The sequence below is a fragment of the Pantoea sp. S62 genome, assembly GCF_016658625.1.
GTDB lineage: Bacteria > Pseudomonadota > Gammaproteobacteria > Enterobacterales > Enterobacteriaceae > Pantoea > Pantoea vagans.
Window position 1 is genome coordinate 110,545 of sequence record NZ_JACVVI010000014.1, and the last position, 21,472, is coordinate 132,016.

The following is a 21,472-nucleotide window of genomic DNA, read 5'->3' on the forward strand; positions in this document are numbered from 1 at the left end:
TTTATTTATTCCTTACGACTGACTTTAGCAACGGCGTTGTGCGCATGCAGACTTTCCTGATGCTCAACGCGAATATCGAATGAACTGAATTCTGTTTCTTTTTGCAGCGCCTGATACAGACGACGGGCCGCATCCTCACAAAACATCAGGTTCTGGCCACAGGCGAGCGCAAAGGCCTGCTCATCGCTGCGCTTTACAGCCGTCTGCACGGCGGTTCCGAGGGCCAGCTCGCAGCGATCAATAAGATGGCGAAAAGGGAAGGCAGAACATTCAGGTTTGAGTTTGACCTCGATCCAGGCCCAGCTGCGTTGGCTGTGCGGCGTAGCGGGCAACCCCTGCTCTCCTAACCAGGAGACAACTTCTTCCAGTGGCAGACGATCCAGACGTTGGCCAAACGCATTACGGAACGCGAGCTGAGCGACCTGCCGGCTGAGTGCTGCCGAAGCAGGACAGGTAGAGGCATAAGGAATGCCTACTTTCATATTGATCTCATCCGTTTTGCCTGCTCTGGCCGTGAGCGAAACAGGATAGGCTTTCCAGCCTGACTGACTGGAATTGAGGGATTTTCGTGACAGCAGCAGATCGCCGCGGATAGCCAGACTGGCGTCATTGCTTTGTCCCGAATGGGAAGAGAGGAAAGCGCTTAACACATCATGAATGCGTTGCGGCGTGACTTCGCCCTCCGTTAAGCTATCCAGCAGCATATACAACCGCGACATATGAATGCCTTTTGCTGCCATCTCATTGTTAAGCAAGTTGATACCCGCATCGACTCTGGCATTGACGGGGCGGCCTTCAAACTCAAGCGGCAGGTCAATCTGTTCCATGCCGACCCAGTCCAGTGCAATATCTTGCAATTCACTGGAAGAAGACTGCACATCCGCCAGTGACCGCGGGCAAAGCGCATGAGAGGTTGTCATAAACTCATCCTCTGTTGTTGATAAAGCCGTGAATGAATGCGGAAATTAGCCCTGACCGCGTGGCTATTTACGATACTGCGCCTCTACCATTTCCTGTTTTATCTTGGCGTCGATTGAAAGCTCAGCCGTAGGCCGCAGCAGCAGGCGCGCCAGCCCGATGGGCTCACCGGTTTCGCGACAGTAGCCGTACTCGCCGTTTTTGACGCGCTGCAAGGCAGCATCAAACTTCGGAACCAGGCGACTTTCGCGATCGATTTGCCGGAAAAGCAGCCGTAGCTCCTCCTCACGCAGCGCCTTGTCAGCCTCATCGCCATGTTGCTCGCTGCGCTCAAGCTGCGTTTTTAAATAGTCGATATGCGCAATCAGCTCGCTACGTTCATGGCTCAACAGACGTAAAAAGAATTCAAGCTGTTGCGAATTCATATACGCTTCCGGAGGCATCGCCAGAATGGCTTGCTGTTCAGAAGACAAAGTACCGGTCATGATTACCCCCTCGCTTTTGAAATGTTATATCATAACATAATGCAAATAAAAAAATGGACCGGGTTTTGCTAAATTAGACGCGCAAAAAGTGAGCCGAACCACCTGACAACGCGACATACCTCAGACTGACACACGTGCGATGCGTTGCGGCCAAGGGTCGCTAAAGGTGCCACCGCTACGCCACCATGAAATTTCATCTTCCGTCAGGAAACAGCGTTTCAACGCCATGGCAAAAGCGTTCGCAGCGTCCTCTTCGCCGATGACTGTCAGGCTGCAACGGCGATCGCCAAAACGTCCTAGCGCGCTGTCAACCTCCTGCTGGAGTATCTGCCTCTCTTCGGCTGTAAGATGATTATCGGTATGGCGCAAGATCCCCGCCTTCCAGTAGCTGATAAATTCAAGGTTGATACTCCCGGCAGCCTGATTCCAAAGCAGAGCCAAATCGTCGCGTCCCGGCAACCAGAAAAAACCTTTGCTGCGGTAAACGCCGGTGCCCATAAACTGATGGCAGGTTTCCCACAAACGCTGCGGGTGAAAAGGTCGGTCATCTTCAATGACTGCCGCTTTCATAGCCCAGGCCGAACGCGCTGTCGACAGTGAATTGTCCACCTCCTCAGCCAGTTCATCAATCAGCTGGCTGACACGGTGGAAATCGTAATCAGGCAACGTTTGCAGCTTGCCCAGCGCCAGGTTTCCTCGCTGAACAGCCATGACGGCAACATAAGGATTTAGCGGGTGGATCGCCTGAGCGATACTTTTTACCGATTCAGCAGGCAGCCGGTCGTTTTTAGTCAGGATGAGATGACTACAAAACATAATCTGCTCTGCCAGCAAATTCTCTATATGACGTTTGCCCGCCTGCAGATTAGCCTGCAGGCGTGGAATAAGCGCGGAGCCCGCAGCAAAATCATCGTTTAACATTATGCTGTCTACCAGCGACAGAAACCCCTTCAACTGTACGTGGGGATGGCGGCGAAAATAACGCACCAGCGGCAGCGGATGACTGCTGCCGGATGTTTCCAGCAGGATCATATCAGGATGATGATGGGCTAGAATTTGCTGCAGTGCATCATCAAGCTTTGCAATACCGCTCGCGCTACTGATGCTGTCAGCTGAAACGGTAAAAAAGTTATGCTTGCTGGCATTAACCAGCTCGGTATTAGCAATCAGCACCCCATCAACATCCAGCTCGCTCATGTCATTGACAATGACACAGGCGGCCAGACCTTGCCGATGCGCCTGGATGAGCAGGCTTTTCAGCATGGTAGTCTTACCCGCACCAAGAAAGCCGTTCAGGATGGTAAGTGGAACTTTTGCCATAGGGTCTCCTTTGCCGCAGGCATAAACTCGCCTGGACTTAATGCAATCAGATTGCAATAATATAGTCTGATATTTAAAACACAACCGAATTGCATTAACGGGGTATCTGAGTGGATAAAAAGGCTGCATCGGCCAGCAAGTGGCACCAGATAGTGCGATCGCACGGATTACGCGTCACCTCCGCAATACTGGCGACGCTCGATTGCCTGGAGCAGAGTGATGAGGCACTGAGTCATGAAGCGCTGACCCTGAAACTGGGTGAGCAGGCCCCGGACCGCGTTACGCTCTATCGCATACTGGAACGTCTGATACAGGCAGGAATAGTACAGAAATACACTGATTCTTCCCGCACCCAGCATTTCTCGCTCAAGCAGGATGTCGCTATGGGCAGCTTTGAGTGCGATCGGTGTCATCACGTTATTCCTATCGAGAATGATCCTGTTCTGGCCGCAGCAATGCAGTTAGTTAAAGCGCGCCTGACCGAACAGGGAATGGCTGAACGTGAGGTGACGCTTGCCAGCTACGGTATCTGCTCCGACTGTAACCAGCCTCCCCAGTCCTGATTTACTTCCTCTCTGATTCTTCACGTGTCTTTGCACGTGATTTTCCTTCACGGCTAAAAGGATTAGCGCTTGATTAAACTAACTAACACCTGGGGCGGGCAGAAACAAACGCTCGTTCCGATTCGTCCGGGCCATATCGGGATGTACGTTTGCGGCGTAACTGTCTACGACCTGTGTCATCTGGGCCATGGGCGCACCTTCGTGGCGTTCGATACGATTGTGCGTTATCTGCGCTTTTCCGGCTACAACGTAAGATATGTGCGCAACATTACCGATATTGATGACAAAATTATCTCACGCGCCCGCGAGACTGGAGAAACATGGCAAAGGCTGGTGGCGCGAATGACGCATGAAATGCATCAGGATTTTGCAGCGCTAAATATCCTGCCGCCAGACGTTGAACCCAAACCAACCGAGCATATCCAGCAAATCATTGCGATGATCGAGCGGCTGATTCAGCGCGGTCACGCCTACATAACCCGCAAACATGACGTGATGTTTTCGACGGAAACTGCCAGAGATTACGGCAAGCTGTCCGGGCAGAATATTGACAACCTGAGGTCTGGCGCGCGGGTGTCAGTTAACGCAGAGAAAAATAATCCGCTTGATTTTGTGCTCTGGAAGGTGGCCAAAGCGGGCGAGCCATGCTGGGATTCCCCCTGGGGTGCAGGCAGACCAGGCTGGCATATTGAGTGCTCAGCGATGAACAGCTATCACCTTGGTACGCATTTCGATATTCATGGCGGCGGGTCTGACCTTATCTTTCCTCATCATGAAAATGAGATAGCCCAGTCCACCAGCGCACATGACGGTCCCTATGTGAATTACTGGATGCATACGGGTATGGTTACCGTCGAACAGGAGAAAATGTCTAAGTCGCTGAACAACTTTCTGACGTTGCGCGAGATGCTTCAGCAGTACGATGGTGAAGTGTTACGCCTGTTCTATATGACAGGCCACTATCGCAAGCCACTTAATTTCAGCCGGGGTAATGTAGACGCCGCGCGCTCTTCGCTGACCCGGCTCTATTCTGTTTGCCGACTGGCGAGCGACTCCCCTTCTACGCAGCATGAGCAGTGGCAGGCGCGCTTCCAGCAGGCGATGAATGACGATTTCAATACGCCGAAGGCGCTGGCCGTGCTGTTTGATCTCGCGCGTCTCATTAATCAAACGCTCATCAGCGATCCTGATGAAGCCGCCGCGCTCGCCGCTACGCTGAAACAACTTGGCAATGTGCTGGGTCTGTTATGCCGGGAACCTGGAGAGTGGTTACAAAGCAATCCTTTATGGGATCAGTCGCAGCTTAATACTATCGCCGCCCGCGTAAAGGAGCGCGAAGAGGCGCGACAAAATCACGAGTGGGCGCGCGCAGATGCGCTTCGTCTCTGGCTTGAAGAACAGGGCGTGGAACTTGAGGATAAAGGTGGCAAAACGCACTGGAAAGTCAGATAAACCCTCGCCGCAAAGAAGAATCCTCGATTGATTTATGTTATGTTATAACATATCTACTCAGGCAGGATAGCGTTATGACCGAACATAAAGATGTCATTATTGTCGGTGCCGGCCCCGCTGGGGTCGGCATGGCATCACTCTTACGCCGCATCGGCGTTGAAAATATGCTGGTGATTGATCGCTATGAAGTGGGCGCTTCTTTTGTGCGCTGGCCGCAGGAAACCCGGTTTATCACCCCCTCGTTTTATTCCAATCCCTTTGGTCAAATCGATCTGAATGCGGTAAATCCCGCGTCGTCACCTGCCCTCTCCGCCGGAGTGGAGCATCTTGACGGCGCCGCTTATGCAAAATATCTCCAGGAGGTTTTACGCGACAGCGGCGCAGAGGCGCTGACCAGCACGCATATTGTTGAAGTCTCTCTGACGCAGAAAGGCCGCTTCCGTCTCTTTTCTTCATCCGGTCAAAAATGGGTAACCCCTGTGCTCATCTGGGCAACCGGAGAATACCAGTTCCCTGATAAAAACGTGTTTGAGGGTGCCGAACATTGCCTTCACTACAGTCAGGTGAACAGCTGGAGGGATTTTAGACAGGACGACTACGTCATTATCGGCGGCTATGAAAGTGCAGTGGATGCGGCAATCAATCTGCTTGAGCAAGGTTGTCGCGTCAAGCTCCTGACTCGCTCCGCGCCATGGGCAAACAACCATATTGCGGACCCCAGCATAAGCCTCTCTCCCTGGACGCGTCAGCGCCTGCAACAGGTCATGGATAATCGTTACTTTGAAATTTATGAAGATGCTGACGTCACTTCCGTTCTGAAAACGTCGAGTCCAGATGGTGGCTATCGCATCCACACGGCTAACGGGCGCGCATGGTGCTCGCATCAGCGACCGATTCTGGGAACGGGATTTCTTTGCGGAGGCGGCGCGCGCCAGCTGGCGCCCTTCTTTGACTGGAACGCGGCCGGCTTTCCTTTACTGACGTCAGAAGACGCTTCGACACGCTTCCCAGGTTTGTATTTGGTCGGTCCTCAGGTCCGCCACGAACAGCACATTTACTGTTTTATCTATAAATTCCGAGAACGCTTCGCTGTAGTAGCGAAAGCCGTAGCGCAACAGTTGAATCTGCCTTTAAGGGATGATGACCTGAAAGTGTTGACCGAAGACATCTGCTGTCAGGATGCCAGCTGCCATTGTTGAAGGGAGCGCGCGATGAAAAATGTGGCCTTGATTGGTTTCGAAAGTACTGGTAAGTCGAGTTTGTTTAACCTGCTGACGCGCAGTTCAGTCAGTGATGAACGTAATTTTCGCGGCTCCAGTATCATCTGTCGCGAAAAGTCGCTGGAAAATGGGCAGGTAAAGCTGATTGATACGCCGGGCATACGCTATAAAAGCGACAACGCCACCACCGAGCTGGCGCTTTCAGCACTGCAGCGCAGCGACACGGTGGTTGTCGTTATGCGCGCGACCGATGCCTTTTCCGAATGGGAGAAGCTCACCCCGTTACTGCAGCGCAGCCATCAGAAGTTGTCCATCGTATTAACTTTTGCGGATAAAGTGATAGTGGGTCTGGAACAGATTATACGCGTTCTGCGTGAATCAGCGCAGGTGCCGGTTATGGCGCTGGACGTACGGCGTGCCAGTGAAGAAGGCCTTCAGCAACTGCTCCGCCTGATTGAGCAAGCTGGCCAGCCGGGTTCGCTGGCTTATGTCAGCAGTGGCTCTGTTCCGGTTCTCAATATTTCCACTCATTCCCCACAGCAAACCTGGTTTGAACATCCTCAGGCGGGCCCACTGCTTGCACTCATCGCCGTTGGGTTATTATTTGCTGTGCCAGTTTGGGCTGCCTGGTATTTTTCCAGTTTGCTTCAGCCGCTGGTTGAAGTAACTGTCATTAACCCAATCGAAAATGTTTTATCCCAGTCACCTACACTGCTACAGGCTCTGCTTACTGGTAGTTATGGGCTGATTTCGCTCGGCATCTATTCATTCATCTGGGCCTTTCCGGTCGTTCTTTTTATGGCGTTTTCAGTGGCGATAGCAGAAGACAGCGGAATAAAAGAGCGCATCATTTTTGCTCTCGATCCGTGGCTATGTAGGATAGGCCTGAACGGTACAGACATGATCCCTCTTTTAAGCGGTTTCGGTTGTAACGTAGTCGCCGTCTTTCAGACCCGAAGCTGTTCGCGCTGCTCGCGGCAGAATTGTATCTCGACGATAGCCTTCGGATTGGCTTGCAGCTATCAGATGGGAGCCACGCTTTCGCTGTTCAGCGCCGCTGGACATCCCGCGCTGTTTGCACCTTATCTGTTATTACTTTTTATTACCGGATGCGTACATACCCGCCTCTGGAGAAATCACCCCGTGGAAATGACAGAACGGCTGGAGATAGCGCCTGGCTGGCTGCAATGGCCGCGCTGGCGTGCGTTACGCTGGTCCGTGAAAAACAGTCTTTCTCAGTTCCTCCTTCAGGCCATGCCCCTTTTTTTGATTATTTGCGTTACAGGGGGTTTGCTGGATTATCTGACCATTATTGACGCACTCAGCCATGCGCTTGCGCCTGTCGCTGCGTTTTTTCATCTGCCAGCAGAGGTGTTACCCGGCATTATTTTTTCGCTGATTCGCAAAGATGGGCTGATGGTACTTAACCAGGATTCTGGCGCACTTATTCAGGCATTAACGCTGCCGCAGCTTATTTTGCTTGTCTGGATCGCATCAACCTTAATGGCTTGTCTGGTCACCATTCTCACGATTGCGCGAGAGATATCCTGGCGCTTTGCTGCCAGACTGGCAGCAAAGCAGGCTGTTAGTTCGTTAGTTACTGCAATGGCGATGACCCTGATTTTCATTAAATAATGGAGTAAATATGATCCCGCAGAATTACCAGCAATGGCGTCACTGTATCGTTAACGAATGTCGTATCGAACTGACACCGTTATATATCCAGCAACGGCTGGAGGTGCTTAATGATAATGGTCATCAGGAGACGAAACGCCTCACTTTTCTGTATGGAAAGAATCACCTGGAAAGAATTATTAACTGGTTTAATGTTGCAACACATGAGGTTCAGACCAGTACTCCAGGCGAATCCGCTACAGGTCTTCATTGATTTCTGGCTCCCAGCGGATATTTTCCGCTGGGCAAAACTATATCCGTACGCCTTTGCCTATCCCTTCGAAAGCATGGACTGTAACATTACCAAATTTTGGATCAAGACGGCCGATTTCCTGTTTGATAAAGCAACCAATACGCTCAACCGTCGTATCACCAGGCAGAATTTCGACCTGCTCATGGGAAAGCATTATCTCAAAATAGCCCTGGCTGCTGGTATACGCTGAGGCTAACAGCGTGTCATGATAGAGCGCTTGCGCCCGGGCTGATAACTGTGATGCTGCCACCACATCGTTTTCAGACATCAGATAGCTGTCCTTCCACCTCTCAGCCCAGTATTTTTCCCAGAAAGCGTCTCGCTTATTATTGATAAAAATCTGGATAATTGAACGATGGCCATGCGCTATACGCTGACAATTACCGCCATGTTTTTTTAGACCATGGGCATAATGATAATAATGACCTGTATTTTCTTCATGACGTAATGTGACGGCCGCGTCGGCGATATTATCAGGCAAAATCTCTTTAATTCTTTTATTCAGCCATTTTTCCAGTTCGGTTGTATCAATACTGGCTGCGTCGATCGGTAAAAAACTGGCAGCCGGCGCCGAAACAAAACAGTTTATCTTTCCCGCATCTGAAAAAAGCATCACGTCTGCGCGTTCGGCACTGTGAGTATAGGTTACACGTTGATTGCGGAGGGGGATGACCAGCGCATGGTCTACACTCGCATCAAGATATTTTTTTATCTCTTTTTTTACCAGAGAAAAATCCATCACCATTGATTGCTCGTCAAGTTCACCGGTCAGTGATACATCAACAATCAAACTTTCCCCAACTAGCCCACGTATCGGGTCAAGCCAGGAAAAATCAATAGTAGTCAAATTGCAGACAAACAAAACCATAAAATTCTATCACCTGAATACAGCAGCAAAAAAGAAAAGCTGGCGCAGGGCCAGCTTTGTTTAACTTAGTTGAACCAGGGTTGAAAAGGATCGTGAAGCTTTTTCCAGCTGTCAGACCCGGCCTGCATCTCTTCGTCGGTTAACAGCGCGCTGTTAAGTTTGAGTCGAAGCAGTGGTTCATCCATGCCAATACCAATGAAGACCAGCTCCTGTCGCGCATCACCGGTGTCGTCCGCCCAGTTTTGCATGATGAAATCGCGTGACTCTTGATCTTCTGGCCAGTGCTGCTGCGGGACGCTTGCCCACCACATGCCCGCCAGCCCCTGACGACTGACGCCTCCCGCCTGTGACCAGGAACCCGCATGTTCAGGTCGGCTGGCAAGCCAGAAAAAACCCTTCGAGCGCACAATGCCTTTCAGGTCATTTTCAATAACGTTCAGAAAACGGTCCGGATGAAACGGACGACGGGCGCGAAAGACAAAGCTTCGAATGCCATATTCTTCTGTTTCAGGCGTATGTTCGCCGCGCAGCTCTTTCAGCCAGCCCGGCGCCTGAGCCGCCGCGTTGAAATCAAATAAGCCGGTGTTTAAAACGTCATCCAGCGATACCTTGCCAAATTCAGCGTTAACGATTTTGGCTCGGGGATTGAGAGAATGCAGAATCGCCATCAGGCGGGTTTTATCTGCTTCGGAGATCAAATCCATCTTGTTCAGGATTAACACATCGCAAAATTCGATCTGGTCGACAAGCAGATCCACAACCGTGCGTTCATCTTCTTCACCCAGCGACTCGCCGCGAGCCTGGATGCTTTCATCGGACTCATAGTCGCGCAGAAAATTGTAGCCATCGACAACCGTCACCATGGTGTCAAGCAATGCCACCTCGGACAGGCTCTGACCGCTGTCGTCGGCGAATGTGAAGGTTTCCGCGACCGGCAGCGGCTCAGAAATGCCGGTTGACTCAATAACCAGATTATCGAAGCGCCCTTCTTTAGCCAGCCGGTTAACTTCAAGCAGCAGATCTTCACGCAGCGTGCAGCAGATGCAGCCGTTACTCATCTCGACCAGCTTCTCATCCGTTCGCGACAGCTCTGCGCCACCCTCTCTGACCAGTGCCGCGTCAATATTGACCTCCGACATGTCATTGACGATAACGGCGACGCGGCGACCTTCCCGGTTGTTCAGAATATGATTCAGTAGCGTTGTTTTTCCTGCGCCCAAAAACCCGGACAGGACAGTAACAGGCAGTTTTTTAAACTGTTCAGCGTGTGGCGTCATATCAGACATTGCATGCTCTCCCAAATGGACTGCTGAGTTCATTTTCGTCATTGCTTAGGCAGGCAAGACGGATGTTAGACTCCACTTGGGATATGTTATAACATAACAAACAAGCTTGTCATCGACTGAAATGCACATTAGGTTGCTTCTATGAATTTTGAAGAATTTATTACCAGCTGCACTCGTCGGGAGAAACAGATCCTGCAGCAGGCCACAGGGATATGTGAGAAAAAAGGGGTGCGGCTTACCACTCCCCGGCAGGTTGTCTTGTTACTTATTTATCGTGCAGCGGATGGCGTTAAAGCCTATGATATATTGAGAGAAATTCGTCAAATGCTGCCAAATGCAGCGCCAGCGGTAGTTTATCGCTCCCTCCATTTTTTGATGCATACCAGCCTGATTTATAAAGTAAACAGTTGTCAGATCTTCAAAATCAACCAGTTGAGTGCGCGTATTGTCGCTGGGGCATTATTTGTCTGTCCCCTTTGTAACAAGCAGACGCTGGTCGAGGATTAGGGCCTTATGCAGGATTTACACAGGCTGCTCAAGTTAAACCATTATGCAGGAGATGAAAATATTCTTGAAATCGTGGCGCAATGTGAAAATTGCGGCAGGTAATGAGCTACCGCTTAAAAAATAATGCATGCGCATAACAATACTAAGAGAAGACGGAGCCAGTAGAGAGTGATCAGGCTTTAACAGCCGGCAGTAATAAAATCACCATTAGCACTAACGGGAATAACCGTATTGAAAAGCACCAGGGCAAACAACATCAGCACGATTCCTCCGGCCAGTAGTGAAAGCCGTGCTGCTGAAGCAGCCGAATGCGTCATCCAGCGACTGTTAGCCGCTATTATCCACTCCCGGGCATGGTGCACTATCGTCGCCAGGATGATAATCGACAGCGCAGTTCCGAAAGACATGGCCATAACTGCCGCTATGCCCCAGCTGAACATCCCAATTGCATTGGAAAAAATCAGGATCATCAGTGCACCACTACATGGCCGTACCCCGATGGTCAACGTAAGCCAGAGCGCATTACGCCAGCCGGGAGAAAGCGCACTTTCAGCGGGGTAATGCTGATGTCCGCATCCGCACTCTGTCTGCCGGGCCTGTTTGAAAAGCCTTGTTCTCCCCCCTACAGCACGACAGATTAGCACCATGCCGAAGGCGGCAATCAGCAATGCGTTAATTTTTTCTATCCAGTATCGGCTCTGGCTAAGATCGCCGGTTGAAAGATTCAGCATGATCGCCAACAACACAACAAACAGAACCGCGACCACACCCTGCATCAGGCTGCCGGATAAGGTAATCAGCCTGCTTGCTTTGAGTTTTTCCCGGTGGGTGGCAAGAAAGGTGGTGATCACGAACTTACCGTGACCCGGCCCAACGGCATGCAGCACGCCATAGATGAAGCTCCCTGCGATCAGCATCAGGCCGCCTTTTAGCTGGTGGCTGTTTTGCTGTAACAGATAAAGCACCAGATACCGGTGCAGGGTGACCTGGAGGCTAAAACAGAACTGAACAAAATCTTGCCAGTGATAAGCCAGCATACAGAGAATGACGGTAAGGAAAGTGCCCACCACGCCAGTGGTGATCCTTCTCTGTGCTTTCTGATGCAGCACATTGCTCATCTTTCCCCTCCACGCAAAGTGTCATGCAGTCACATAACACTCAGGTAATAATATTTTGCCCACATCTAAAATGGTAAAGCGGGCGGTGATATGTGCTTATCTCTGCCCTGCTTTTACCCTTTGACGGGTGTTCAATTCATCAGGTTTAAAACACCTGCCGTTATACAGACAGAGAAATTTACATGGTTATCTTCAACAAATGTACTCCTCCATCAACTGTGCCTGCGGCGATCACTGGCTCAACGGGATGCCACGCAATACTGCTTATCGCAGCGTCGCCTTGCACGGCTGCCAGCGCGTTCTGCCGGGAAGCGTCATAGATAAACAGGCTCCCATCCTCTGCCCCGGAGGCCACCACCGGCTGTTGTGGATGCGCGGCAAGCGCGGTGATGTTTCCGTCATGGCAAAGCTGGTAATCAGGCCGGGTTCCCTCAGGGCCTTTTCCCTTACAGTCCCAGATAACGAGCGCTGCGCCACCCGCCGTATAGAAATAGCGCCCATTACGGCTCCAGTCTATCAGCCGGACTTTACCGTCGTAACCTCCCATCTGAAACTCGTTGCCTTTTTTGAGCCGCCAGAGATGAATGGCACCCTCCTGACTGCCTGCAGCGATGATGGAGCCATCGGGGCGGACAGCAAGACTTAAGAGCGAACCTTTCCACTCATAGGTTTTTACCGGCTTGCTTTTGGTAGGATACCACCTCGCTACCTGTCCATAGGCGCTTGTCAGCAGACTGCCATCATCCTGCCATTCAACCCCGGTCAGCGTGCTTTCAGCGGCCGCAAAATCACTGACGAGATTGCCCTCATTGTCCCAGAGTTTGAGCTCTTTGCCCGTGATGCCTGCAAGAACATGTCGGGAAGACCAGACAAGCTTTTCTACCCATCCTTTTCCACCCGTCAGCGTATGCATTTTGTCGCCAGTCGTCCCTGACCAGATGATGATGCGGCTGTCCTGCCCGCCGCTTGCCAGCATGACATTGTCATGCGACCAGGCAAGCGCGCTGGCACCCAGTCCGTGCACCTCTTCCCGCCACAGACGTTTGCCTTCAGGCCAGCTGTATACCGCAACGCTACCGTCTGCACAGGCAGTGGCCAGGTGCCTGCCGTCAGGGGAGAACACCAGCTGATTAACATACTCGCCTTCAGTGACAGACCACACCGGCACATAGCCCGATCCTGCCTGCGTTAAATACGACATGCATTCACACCTTCAGTGAGCGCCTGTCGATCAAGCCCGCGGCCGATAAACACAATTTCACTTTGACGTGGCTCATTCACCTGCCATGCGCGATCCATATGGAAATCCATCAGCATATGAACGCCCTGGAATACCACTCGGTTCTGCTGGCCGGCAATGTTGAGAATGCCCTTGGAGCGAAATATATTTTCGCCCTGTATTGATAACAGCATGCGCAGCCACTGGCTGAATTTTGCCTCGGACAGCTCTCCTTCCAGCGTAATACCTACGGAGGTAATCTCATCATCATGGCTGTGCGCGGCACTATAGGCGCGGCAGATACTGGGCGACAAAATGGTCCCGTTGCGCCGAAGGGAAAGATCAAACTCGTCAGGCATATGCTCAGTTGCCAGCGCATAAAATCCCGCTTCTTCTATCTCAACGGTAAAGGAAAAAGACCTCTGCTCTGGAACCGGTAAGCTCAGAAGCTGTTTTGAAGCCTGGAGAGGACCAGCCGTAAGAGCAGAACGCTCTTCTGCGTGAAACGTCAAATCTGCCTTTGCTGTGAAATCAGCCAGTGTTGCAGCGCTGCTGTCAGGGACACGCATAAATAAAACATCAATATGAGGATCTGGCCCTTCTGAATAATGCAGTTCGTACAAACCGGCATCAAGAGAATAAATGCCTGCCCATTCAAAGGGATATTCAGGTTCCAGAAAGCGCGGACGCTCTTCAAGGATGCGGTTCAAATCAAACCCGCCAATGTTCAGAACCGCTGGAATATCGATTTCTGCGTTGACGGTACGGTCTATTCTGGCCAGCGCATTCATGCCGCGTAATCTGCTCTCAAGTGCGTTCAGCTTTTCGGTATCCGTCAGATCGGTTTTATTAAGCAAAATGACATCGGCAAAGGCGATTTGCTCTCGCACCTCTTCACTGCTGTCGATGTGCTTCTCTACATGATGAGCATCGACGACCGTAATGATGCCATCAAGCCGCATTGCCGCGTTGATCTCATCGTCTACAAAAAACGTTTGTGATACCGGGCCAGGATCGGCCATGCCCGTTGTTTCGATCAGAATACGGTCAAACTTATCGCGTCGGCGCATAAGGCTCCCGAGGATGCGGATCAGATCGCCACGCACCGTGCAGCATATGCAGCCATTGTTCATCTCAAAGACTTCTTCATCAGCGTTGATAACTAGCGCATCATCAATGCCGATTTCACCAAACTCATTTTCAATGACGGCGATGCGAAGTCCATGCTGTTTACTGAGTATGTGATTAAGCAGCGTGGTTTTTCCTGATCCTAAAAAGCCGGTCAGGACCGTGACCGGGATACGATTATCTTGACTCATAAGTGCTCCGAAATAGTAACTACCGCTTTGAAACTTAAGTCTGAGAAGCCACCGGTTTGCTAAAACTCAAGCACACCAGCCTTTTCATTATTACGTTATAACATAACTAAAGACTATCAGACCCTGACTCTCTGCCAAAATGGTCATTAGTCAAAGCAGTAACAGGAACCCTCTGAAACCGGCCCTGCTTGCACAACAGACAGAAATTCCTGTGTAAGAACGTCTTAGATGAGTAAATCCTGGGATTGACAAAAGCCAGACGAATACCGGAAAATGTTATGTTATAACGTTACCATGGCAGAAAAAGATGAACTTTACCGTTAAAATGCTTGCCTCGGCAATCATGGCCCTCTCGTGCACAACAGCTATTGCGACTACTTATCCATTGACCGTTGAGAACTGCGGCGCTTCTGAAACATTCAGGCAGCCGCCTGCTCGCGTCGTCACGATAGGGCAACATGAAACTGAACTTTTACTGGCGCTGGGGCTGGAAAAAACGATTGCCGGTACCTCGGTCTGGTTCGGTAAGCTTCCACCTGAACTTGAAAACAAAGGCGCTGGCCTGAAACGTCTGGCGGACAACTCTCCGGGATTTGAAGCGGTTGCTGCCCAAAAGCCAGAACTGGTGCTGGCTCAGTACAGCTGGCATGTCGGTCCACAAGGCGAAGTGGCCACTCGTGAACAATTCGAGCAACTGGGCATCAGAACGTGGATATCGCCTGCTGATTGCACAGGCAAGGCCGTTACCACGACATCTAACAGCGATGGCGCCCGTACCACGCCTTATACGCTGGACTCCATCATGGATGAGATTACGCAGCTGTCACAAATTTTCGATGTCGCCGACCGTGGAGAAGCGCTCAAAAAAAGCCTGGCGGATCGTATTGCCCACGCCCGGCAGCAGGCAAATGCGCAGACATCACATCCCCTGAAAGTCGTTTACTGGTTTTCCAGCACCCGACTGAAAGGTGACCCCTGGGTAGCGGGCAATGATGGGGCACCTGGCTGGATAAGCAAAACGCTCGGGCTGAAGAATATTATTAACTCTTCAGAAGAATGGCCTGCGGTAACGTGGGAGCATATTGCCCAGTCTCAGCCCGACGTTATCGTCATAGCGAGTATGGACAGACGACTTTATCCTGCTGATGACGCATCAGTAAAAAAAGCCTTTCTCCAGAATGATCCCGTTACGCGTGAAATTAATGCGGTCAGACAAGGTCACATCATCGTCGTTCCGGCAATGTCTCTCAATCCTTCACTGCGTAACGTTGATGCAGTAGAGCTGATTGGCAAACAACTTTCAGCATACAAAAACGAACATGGCAAATAAGGCACCTTCACCTGCGCAGACAACAGTGGTGGTTTTGGTGGGATTGCTCAGTCTGCCTGTCATGATGGTTTTAGCGTCTTCAACAGGCGACATGCCCGTTTCTTTCGCCGTCACCGCTCAGGCAATCGCAAACGGGTTGGGCCTGACACATTATGACCTCTCTCCTGTTGAGTCGGGGGTCGTCTGGCAGTATCGAATGAGCAGAGCATTGATGGCGGCCAGCAGCGGTGGCGGGCTGGCGCTGTGCGGACTGGTGCTGCAGTCCGTTTTGCGTAACCCGCTTGCTGAACCTTATTTGCTTGGTATTTCGGCCGGCGCGTCGACGGGTGCCGTCTGTATCATGCTGTTAGGTGTCGGCGGCGGCATTGTTACTGTCGGCGTCGGCGCGTTTACCGGCGCCTGCCTGGCATTTGGGCTGATCCTGCTGCTGTCAGGCGGGATACAGAATCATACCGGGAGAATTATCCTCGCAGGCGTTGCTGGCACCCAGTTGTTTAACGCACTGACGTCTTACATTGTCAGTACAGCGGCGAATGCAGAACAGTCACGCGGCGTGATGTTCTGGCTACTGGGTAGCCTCAGCGGCGTACGCTGGCCTGATGCCATATTGTGTTCCCTTGTCTCCCTCGCGGGTTTGTTACTGGTCATCGGCCATGCCCGATCGCTGGATACCTTTACTTTTGGCGTAGAGATATCGGCCACCCTGGGCACGCGCGTGCTTTTTGTTCGCATTGTGCTGCTGCTGGTCACCGCACTGGTCACCGCCGTTATCGTCAGCTCGATTGGCGCTGTCGGTTTTATTGGCCTGGTCATTCCGCATATAACGCGAATGCTGGTGGGCCACCGGCATCTGGTTAGCATTCCCGTAGCGTTCATCGCCGGTAGCCATTTCATGATCCTGGCCGATCTTCTGTCCCGGACACTGATTACACACCAGGTATTGCCTGTCGGCGTGGTTACCGCTCTGGTTGGCGCGCCGATTTTTGCCGTTATCCTCTACAGCAACAGGGGGAAATCGATATGAGTGTTGTGGTTACTCATCTGGATGTTGCATTGCAAAACACGACTATTCTGTCAGACATCTGTTTTAGCGTTGGGCAGGCGCAAACTGTTGGGCTACTTGGGCCGAACGGCTCCGGAAAGTCAACCTTGATCAGATCGCTGGCGGGTTTGTTTCCTGCTTCCAGCGATCGTATTCAAATCACCGGTACAGCGCTCTGTCAGTTTCCGCGCCGCCACCTTGCCCGGAAACTGGCCTTTGTGCCGCAGCATGCAGAAGCTGACAATGAACTGAGCGTCATTGATATTGTGCGCCTGGGGCGCACGCCGCACCGCAGCGCATTCAGTCGATGGCGGGAAACAGACAATCATGCCGTACAGGAAGCGCTGATGCTGATGCAACTGAACGACCTGGCAAACCGGTCATGGCAACATTTATCAGGCGGTGAGCGGCAGCGCTGTCAGATTGCACGCGCGCTGGCGCAAAAACCTGATGTTCTTCTGCTGGATGAACCTGTAAATCACCTTGATATTCAGTTTCAGCTTGAACTGATGCGGCTTATTACTGCGTTGCCTGTGACGGTGGTTATTGCGCTGCATGACCTGAATCTGGCCGCCAGATACTGTCAGCATCTGGTCGTTCTTCAGCAAGGCAAAGTCGTTGCAACAGGTTCACCACAGGCAGTCCTGACGCCAGCGCTTATTCATTCCACATGGAAAGTAAATGCGTTGGTTAACCACCCGAGTAATGGTGCCATGAACATACAATATGTTTAATCGTCTTCTTTCGGTTCGACTTCTTTCTCTTCTCACTGCTTATCCGTGACAGTGTATTGACCGTCTGTAATGAACTTTTGAGGAACTACTATGGCTGTTAAATCCCCTTGTACTGATGTTTGTATCTTTGATAATTCAAAGGGCTGGTGTAAAGGGTGTGGGCGCACGCTAAAAGAGGCAAGGGAATGGCGTAAGCTTTCTCCTTATCATCGTAAAGAGATTGAGCGAGCGCTTCCTGTACGCCTGAAGATTATTTCTTGATTAATCCAAGCAGATAAGCCTGAAAAAATCAGCAAGAAAATTATTTATCCATAAATAATCTCCGCCAGGGGCTGGCAGAGATTATTTTACGGCATCTATAAAATAATCACGTTACTGCTGGCAGGATCAGTGCGATCGTGGAGTTTATGTACATCTTTTTCGTACACCGCTGCGCCACTATTACCACAATTGCTTTGTATGAACGTTAGCACATCCATCTTTCCTCGTCCTCTGGGGGCTTTATCATATGCTCAGACGCTAGCTATGCCTAAGCTCCCCTGGAGTGAACACAAGCAAGGGGCGTTATCAGGAAAAGCAGCCGGCATATCTCAATGCTGACGAAAATAAACCAGGCCTTTCAGGTAGGTATTTTACGATTTGAATAGCGAAGGGTGTCAACCAGCAGGGCAAATGCCGGCGTAGGCTGTCGGTGACTGGGATAATAAAGGTGGTATCCGGAAAAAGGTTCACACCACTCCTCAAGCACCCGGATCAGTTGCCCTGAGTCAATATAAGGCTCAAGTTGTCCTTCCGGTAGATAGGCGAGTCCGCGCCCGGCCAGCGCGGCTCTAAGGATCATATTGCCGGTATTAAAAACCAGTTGACCATCAACCCGCACGCTCAACTCCCGCCCATCCTTTTCAAACTCCCAAGCGTAGAGTCCGCCATGCCCAGACAAGCGCAGGTTAATACAGCAGTGATCCGTCAGCTGTTGGGGCGTTCCCGGCACAGGCTTCCTGCTGAAATAAGCAGGTGACCCCGCTACGGCCATGCGCATGGGAGGACCTACCCTGACCGCAATCATGTCCTTGGCAATGGTTTCACCCGGGCGTACGCCGGCGTCAAAGCGCTCTTTTACGATATCGATCAGGCCGTAGTCGGTGATAATTTCGACCTTGATATCCGGGTACTCTTTCACAAGTCGTTCAACGGCTGGCCACAACACAGATTCCGCCGCATATTCCGTGGACGTCAGGCGAATCGTACCAGCAGGTTTGTCGCGCAGCTCACTCAACACTATCAGCTGCTGCTGTATTTCTTCTATTCGTGGTCCCACGGAGGACAACAGTCGTTCACCGGCTTCGGTTGGAACGACCCGCCGGGTGGTACGATTCAACAACCTGAGTCCGAGCTGCGCCTCCAGTGCCCGTACCGTCTGACTCAGGGCCGACTGAGAGACGCCCAAACGCTTGGCGGCACGCGTAAAGTTCTGCTCTTTCGCTACCACCATGAATGCAGCGAGATCGTTAAGGTTATCACCTGCCATTTAAAAGCTCTCCTTATAATTTCAATCTCATCTTAGCCTCTAATCACTGAATAAGTCCTCCGATATACTCTCTGTGTTTATTAAATAAACAGATACCAAGCTGGTGCATAAGATTAGCCGTTTAGCATCTGTCGGCTAATAGCCCGGTAATACGATTATCCCCTTCCGCCCGGGGACAATGCCGGGACCGAGGAATGATCAACTCCTGAAACGAATGCGAAAATTACGTGAATGACCTTGAGCAGTACTGCGTAAAGAGGTGGACGCTCAAGTTCAATACATCAGATTAATATGTGGTCTACTCCAACTACGGCGGTTTTTTCCAGCACGTAGTGGTGCCAGAGCGTTCCACTGTTCGCACCCCGTCGGGTATGAATTTGGCCAAAACGTAGGAATTTATCGACTACTGCGCACGCCGCGACATCGTGGCAGATATTGAACTGATTAAACCGCACCAGATTGATCGGGCATTTGAGCGCATCAAGACAAAGGACGCCCGTTACCGTTTCGTTGTGGACTTTACCTGATGACCGGCTCCGGCCCCCGCCGGAGCCGTCTGTTAACACCTAATAAAAAGTGAGGTGAAATATGAAAGCGATTATCGCTGCGGCCGCCATGGCTGTACTGGGCACGGCGCAGGTGTCGGCCGATGAAATTGAAATTCGCCGCAACGGTCAGACGCCTTCCGTATCGGGCAAAGCGGAAAACTTTACGGGGCAGGCGGTCATCAGCTCTCTGCTGCCGCCGAACGACAGCACCCGGGCAAACCTGGGTCAGGTGGATTTTGCGCCCGGCGCGCGTACCGTCTGGCACACGCATCCGGCCGGACAGCTGCTGATTGTGACTGCGGGAAAGGGCTGGGTACAGGAAGAAGGCAAGGCGCGCCAGGAAATCAGCCCGGGCGATGTGGTGTGGATACCGGCAACGGTACGCCACTGGCACGGCGCGACGGCCACGTCGCCGATGAGCCATCTGGCCATGACGTATATGGTGGACGGCAGCAACGTGGAGTGGCAGGAGCCCGTTACTGACGAGCAGTACAAGTGAGCCGGAGGGAATGATGAAAAAATCAACGGCTGCTGCGCTGGCGCTGACGCTCGGTTCCGGCGGAGCCATTGCTGATGCGGGCACCCAGAGAGGACCGCTGTCAGCAGCGGATATGCAGGCGGTTTCGCCCGCCCTGGAGCGCTATGCCGACACCCGGCTTGTCAGCAAACTCTGGAAGGGCTCTGACCTGTCGCCAAGAGACCGGAGCCTGATCACCGTGGCCGCCGTCATCGCCCGCAACCAGACCATTCTTTTGCCGGAGCAGCTTGAGCTGGCGCTGGATAACGGCGTCACGCCGGCGGAGCTGTCGGAGACCATTACACATCTGGCGTTCTATGCAGGCTGGGGCAATGCCGTGGCCGCCACGGCAGTGGCAAAAGAGGTCTTTGCCGCCAGAGGCATAAGGGCCGATCAGCTTCCCGGTGCCGAAGCGCCGCTTTTGCCGCTCGATGAAAAGGCTGAAGCGGCGCGCGCGGCCCGGGTGGATAAAAGCATCGGAACGGCGGCACCGGGCCTGGTCAGAGACACCACTGACGTGCTGTTCCGGGATTTGTGGCTGCGCCCGGGGCTGACGCCACGGGACAGAAGCCTGATCACCGTTTCAGCGCTGATAGCGAACGGTCAGGATCAACAGATCCCTCCGCATCTCAACCGGGCGATGGACAACGGGCTGACCCGGGCGCAGGCGTCAGGGGCACTCAGTCACCTTGCCTACTATGCCGGCTGGCCAAATGCCTTTTCAGCCGCCCCGGTCTTTAAAACGGTTTTTGAACAACGTGAATCAAAGTAGCGGCCAGCTGAAGGCTGCCGTACCGGAGAACATTATGTCTCAGAATATTGAAAATAAAATTGTCGTTATAACCGGTGCCAGCAGTGGCCTTGGGGCCGAAACGGCGCGTCATCTGACAGGCCAGGGCGCGAAAGTAGTGCTGGGGGCCCGCCGGCTGGACCGGCTCGAAAGTCTGGCCACCGAGCTGGGGCTGGATGCCCGTGCCGTTCTGAGCACCGACGTGACGGACCGCGCACAGGTTCAGGCGCTGGTTGACCGGGCGGTCGAGCTGCACGGCCGCATTGACGTACTCATCAACAATGCCGGCCTGATGCCGAGCTCTATGCTTGATAAGCTAAAAATTGACGAATGGGATCGCATGATCGACGTCAACATCAAGGGCGTGCTTTACGGTATCGCGGCGGCGCTGCCGAAGATGAAGGAGCAGAAGTCAGGTCAGATAATCAACGTCTCTTCCGTCGCCGGACATAAGGTAGGTCCAGGTGGTGCGGTCTATGCCGGCACTAAATGGGCCGTCCGGGCTATTTCGGAAGGCCTGCGTCAGGAAGTGAAGCCCTGGAATATCCGCACGACCATCGTATCGCCTGGCGCGGTAGACACCGAGCTGACCGGCACCATTACGGATGAGGATATTGCGAAAGGTATGGCAAAAACCTACGAGAATGCGATCCCTGCCAGCTCGTTCGCCCGCGTAGTGGCCTTTGCCATCAGCCAGCCTGATGAGGTGGACGTTAACGAAATTCTGTTCCGCCCGACAGTTCAGCTCTATTAATCATCCCGTCTGGCGCGCGCCTGCGCG

22 protein-coding genes are annotated in these 21,472 nt (G+C 52.2%); 13 read left to right on the forward strand and 9 right to left on the reverse strand.

What is annotated here, in order from left to right:
* Positions 1-5: 5 nt before the first annotated feature.
* From folE2 to IBT54_RS18560, 3 genes are all read right to left on the reverse strand, one after another.
* On the reverse strand, positions 6-920 hold the full coding sequence (gene folE2 / locus IBT54_RS18550; RefSeq protein WP_201252688.1) for a GTP cyclohydrolase FolE2: 915 nt from the start codon (positions 918-920) through the stop codon (positions 6-8).
* Between the two features lie 63 nt (positions 921-983).
* Positions 984-1,403: an RNA polymerase-binding protein DksA gene (dksA, locus tag IBT54_RS18555; RefSeq protein ID WP_201252689.1), complete on the reverse strand. Its 420-nt coding sequence runs from the start codon at positions 1,401-1,403 to the stop codon at positions 984-986.
* 120 nt (positions 1,404-1,523) lie between these two features.
* Complete coding sequence (locus IBT54_RS18560; protein ID WP_201252738.1) at positions 1,524-2,723, reverse strand: GTP-binding protein; 1,200 nt, start codon at positions 2,721-2,723, stop codon at positions 1,524-1,526.
* A 110-nt stretch (positions 2,724-2,833) separates the two neighbouring features.
* On the opposite strand from IBT54_RS18560, the gene IBT54_RS18565 reads away from it, so the two are divergent.
* The 5 genes from IBT54_RS18565 (at position 2,834) to IBT54_RS18585 (ending at position 7,846) form a co-directional block, all read left to right on the forward strand.
* Positions 2,834-3,286 carry a transcriptional repressor gene (locus IBT54_RS18565; RefSeq protein WP_201252690.1) on the forward strand — a complete coding sequence of 151 codons (453 nt, stop codon included), beginning with the start codon at positions 2,834-2,836 and terminating at the stop codon, positions 3,284-3,286.
* A gap of 69 nt (positions 3,287-3,355) precedes the next feature.
* Complete coding sequence (gene cysS, locus IBT54_RS18570; protein WP_201252691.1) at positions 3,356-4,738, forward strand: cysteine--tRNA ligase; 1,383 nt, start codon at positions 3,356-3,358, stop codon at positions 4,736-4,738.
* A 74-nt stretch (positions 4,739-4,812) separates the two neighbouring features.
* The gene (locus IBT54_RS18575) at positions 4,813-5,937 is read left to right on the forward strand and encodes an NAD(P)/FAD-dependent oxidoreductase (RefSeq protein ID WP_201252692.1); all 1,125 of its coding nucleotides are present in this window, start codon (positions 4,813-4,815) and stop codon (positions 5,935-5,937) included.
* Positions 5,938-5,949: 12 nt separating this feature from the next.
* Entirely contained in the window at positions 5,950-7,593 is a 1,644-nt protein-coding gene (locus IBT54_RS18580) for a nucleoside recognition domain-containing protein (RefSeq protein WP_201252693.1), read from the forward strand.
* A gap of 10 nt (positions 7,594-7,603) precedes the next feature.
* Positions 7,604-7,846, forward strand: coding sequence for a hypothetical protein (locus tag IBT54_RS18585; protein ID WP_201252694.1), 243 nt, complete (start codon positions 7,604-7,606; stop codon positions 7,844-7,846).
* Positions 7,847-7,883: 37 nt separating this feature from the next.
* Here the strand turns inward: IBT54_RS18585 and IBT54_RS18590 are convergent, their stop codons facing one another.
* Both IBT54_RS18590 and zigA read right to left on the reverse strand, forming a co-directional pair.
* Positions 7,884-8,753: a 6-carboxytetrahydropterin synthase gene (locus IBT54_RS18590; RefSeq protein ID WP_201252695.1), complete on the reverse strand. Its 870-nt coding sequence runs from the start codon at positions 8,751-8,753 to the stop codon at positions 7,884-7,886.
* 65 nt (positions 8,754-8,818) lie between these two features.
* Positions 8,819-10,039 (reverse strand): zinc metallochaperone GTPase ZigA, encoded by a 1,221-nt coding sequence (gene zigA / locus IBT54_RS18595; protein WP_201252696.1) that lies wholly within the window; start codon positions 10,037-10,039, stop codon positions 8,819-8,821.
* 141 nt (positions 10,040-10,180) lie between these two features.
* On the opposite strand from zigA, the gene IBT54_RS18600 reads away from it, so the two are divergent.
* Positions 10,181-10,546: a transcriptional repressor gene (locus IBT54_RS18600; protein WP_201252697.1), complete on the forward strand. Its 366-nt coding sequence runs from the start codon at positions 10,181-10,183 to the stop codon at positions 10,544-10,546.
* Positions 10,547-10,725: 179 nt separating this feature from the next.
* Here the strand turns inward: IBT54_RS18600 and IBT54_RS18605 are convergent, their stop codons facing one another.
* From IBT54_RS18605 to IBT54_RS18615, 3 genes are all read right to left on the reverse strand, one after another.
* Positions 10,726-11,664, reverse strand: coding sequence for a nickel/cobalt transporter (locus IBT54_RS18605; RefSeq protein WP_201252698.1), 939 nt, complete (start codon positions 11,662-11,664; stop codon positions 10,726-10,728).
* Between the two features lie 178 nt (positions 11,665-11,842).
* Positions 11,843-12,865: a hypothetical protein gene (locus tag IBT54_RS18610; protein ID WP_201252699.1), complete on the reverse strand. Its 1,023-nt coding sequence runs from the start codon at positions 12,863-12,865 to the stop codon at positions 11,843-11,845.
* The gene (locus IBT54_RS18615; protein WP_201252700.1) at positions 12,853-14,202 is read right to left on the reverse strand and encodes a GTP-binding protein; all 1,350 of its coding nucleotides are present in this window, start codon (positions 14,200-14,202) and stop codon (positions 12,853-12,855) included. The genes IBT54_RS18610 and IBT54_RS18615 overlap by 13 nt, the downstream gene beginning before the upstream one ends.
* A gap of 307 nt (positions 14,203-14,509) precedes the next feature.
* Here IBT54_RS18615 and IBT54_RS18620 point away from each other — a divergent pair, with 307 nt between their 5' ends.
* From IBT54_RS18620 to IBT54_RS18635, 4 genes are all read left to right on the forward strand, one after another.
* Positions 14,510-15,532 carry an ABC transporter substrate-binding protein gene (locus IBT54_RS18620; RefSeq protein WP_201252701.1) on the forward strand — a complete coding sequence of 341 codons (1,023 nt, stop codon included), beginning with the start codon at positions 14,510-14,512 and terminating at the stop codon, positions 15,530-15,532.
* Positions 15,522-16,556 (forward strand): iron ABC transporter permease, encoded by a 1,035-nt coding sequence (locus IBT54_RS18625; RefSeq protein WP_201252702.1) that lies wholly within the window; start codon positions 15,522-15,524, stop codon positions 16,554-16,556. The genes IBT54_RS18620 and IBT54_RS18625 overlap by 11 nt, the downstream gene beginning before the upstream one ends.
* Positions 16,553-17,308: an ABC transporter ATP-binding protein gene (locus IBT54_RS18630; RefSeq protein WP_201252703.1), complete on the forward strand. Its 756-nt coding sequence runs from the start codon at positions 16,553-16,555 to the stop codon at positions 17,306-17,308. Before IBT54_RS18625 ends, IBT54_RS18630 begins: the two co-directional genes overlap by 4 nt.
* A 90-nt stretch (positions 17,309-17,398) precedes the next feature.
* On the forward strand, positions 17,399-17,569 hold the full coding sequence (locus IBT54_RS18635) for a DUF1289 domain-containing protein (RefSeq protein ID WP_201252704.1): 171 nt from the start codon (positions 17,399-17,401) through the stop codon (positions 17,567-17,569).
* 358 nt (positions 17,570-17,927) lie between these two features.
* Here IBT54_RS18635 and IBT54_RS18640 read toward each other — a convergent pair whose 3' ends face one another.
* Positions 17,928-18,836, reverse strand: a complete 909-nt coding sequence (locus IBT54_RS18640; RefSeq protein ID WP_201252705.1) for a LysR family transcriptional regulator — start codon at positions 18,834-18,836, stop codon at positions 17,928-17,930.
* A gap of 588 nt (positions 18,837-19,424) precedes the next feature.
* On the opposite strand from IBT54_RS18640, the gene IBT54_RS18645 reads away from it, so the two are divergent.
* Genes IBT54_RS18645 through IBT54_RS18655 form a run of 3 tightly spaced genes read left to right on the forward strand, consistent with a single transcriptional unit; the run spans position 19,425 to position 21,445 of the window.
* A complete protein-coding gene (locus IBT54_RS18645; protein WP_201252706.1) occupies positions 19,425-19,883 on the forward strand; it encodes a cupin domain-containing protein in 459 nt (152 codons plus the stop codon).
* A 10-nt stretch (positions 19,884-19,893) separates the two neighbouring features.
* On the forward strand, positions 19,894-20,673 hold the full coding sequence (locus IBT54_RS18650) for a carboxymuconolactone decarboxylase family protein (RefSeq protein ID WP_370585152.1): 780 nt from the start codon (positions 19,894-19,896) through the stop codon (positions 20,671-20,673).
* Between the two features lie 34 nt (positions 20,674-20,707).
* The gene (locus IBT54_RS18655) at positions 20,708-21,445 is read left to right on the forward strand and encodes an SDR family oxidoreductase (RefSeq protein ID WP_201252708.1); all 738 of its coding nucleotides are present in this window, start codon (positions 20,708-20,710) and stop codon (positions 21,443-21,445) included.
* Positions 21,446-21,472: the final 27 nt, after the last annotated feature.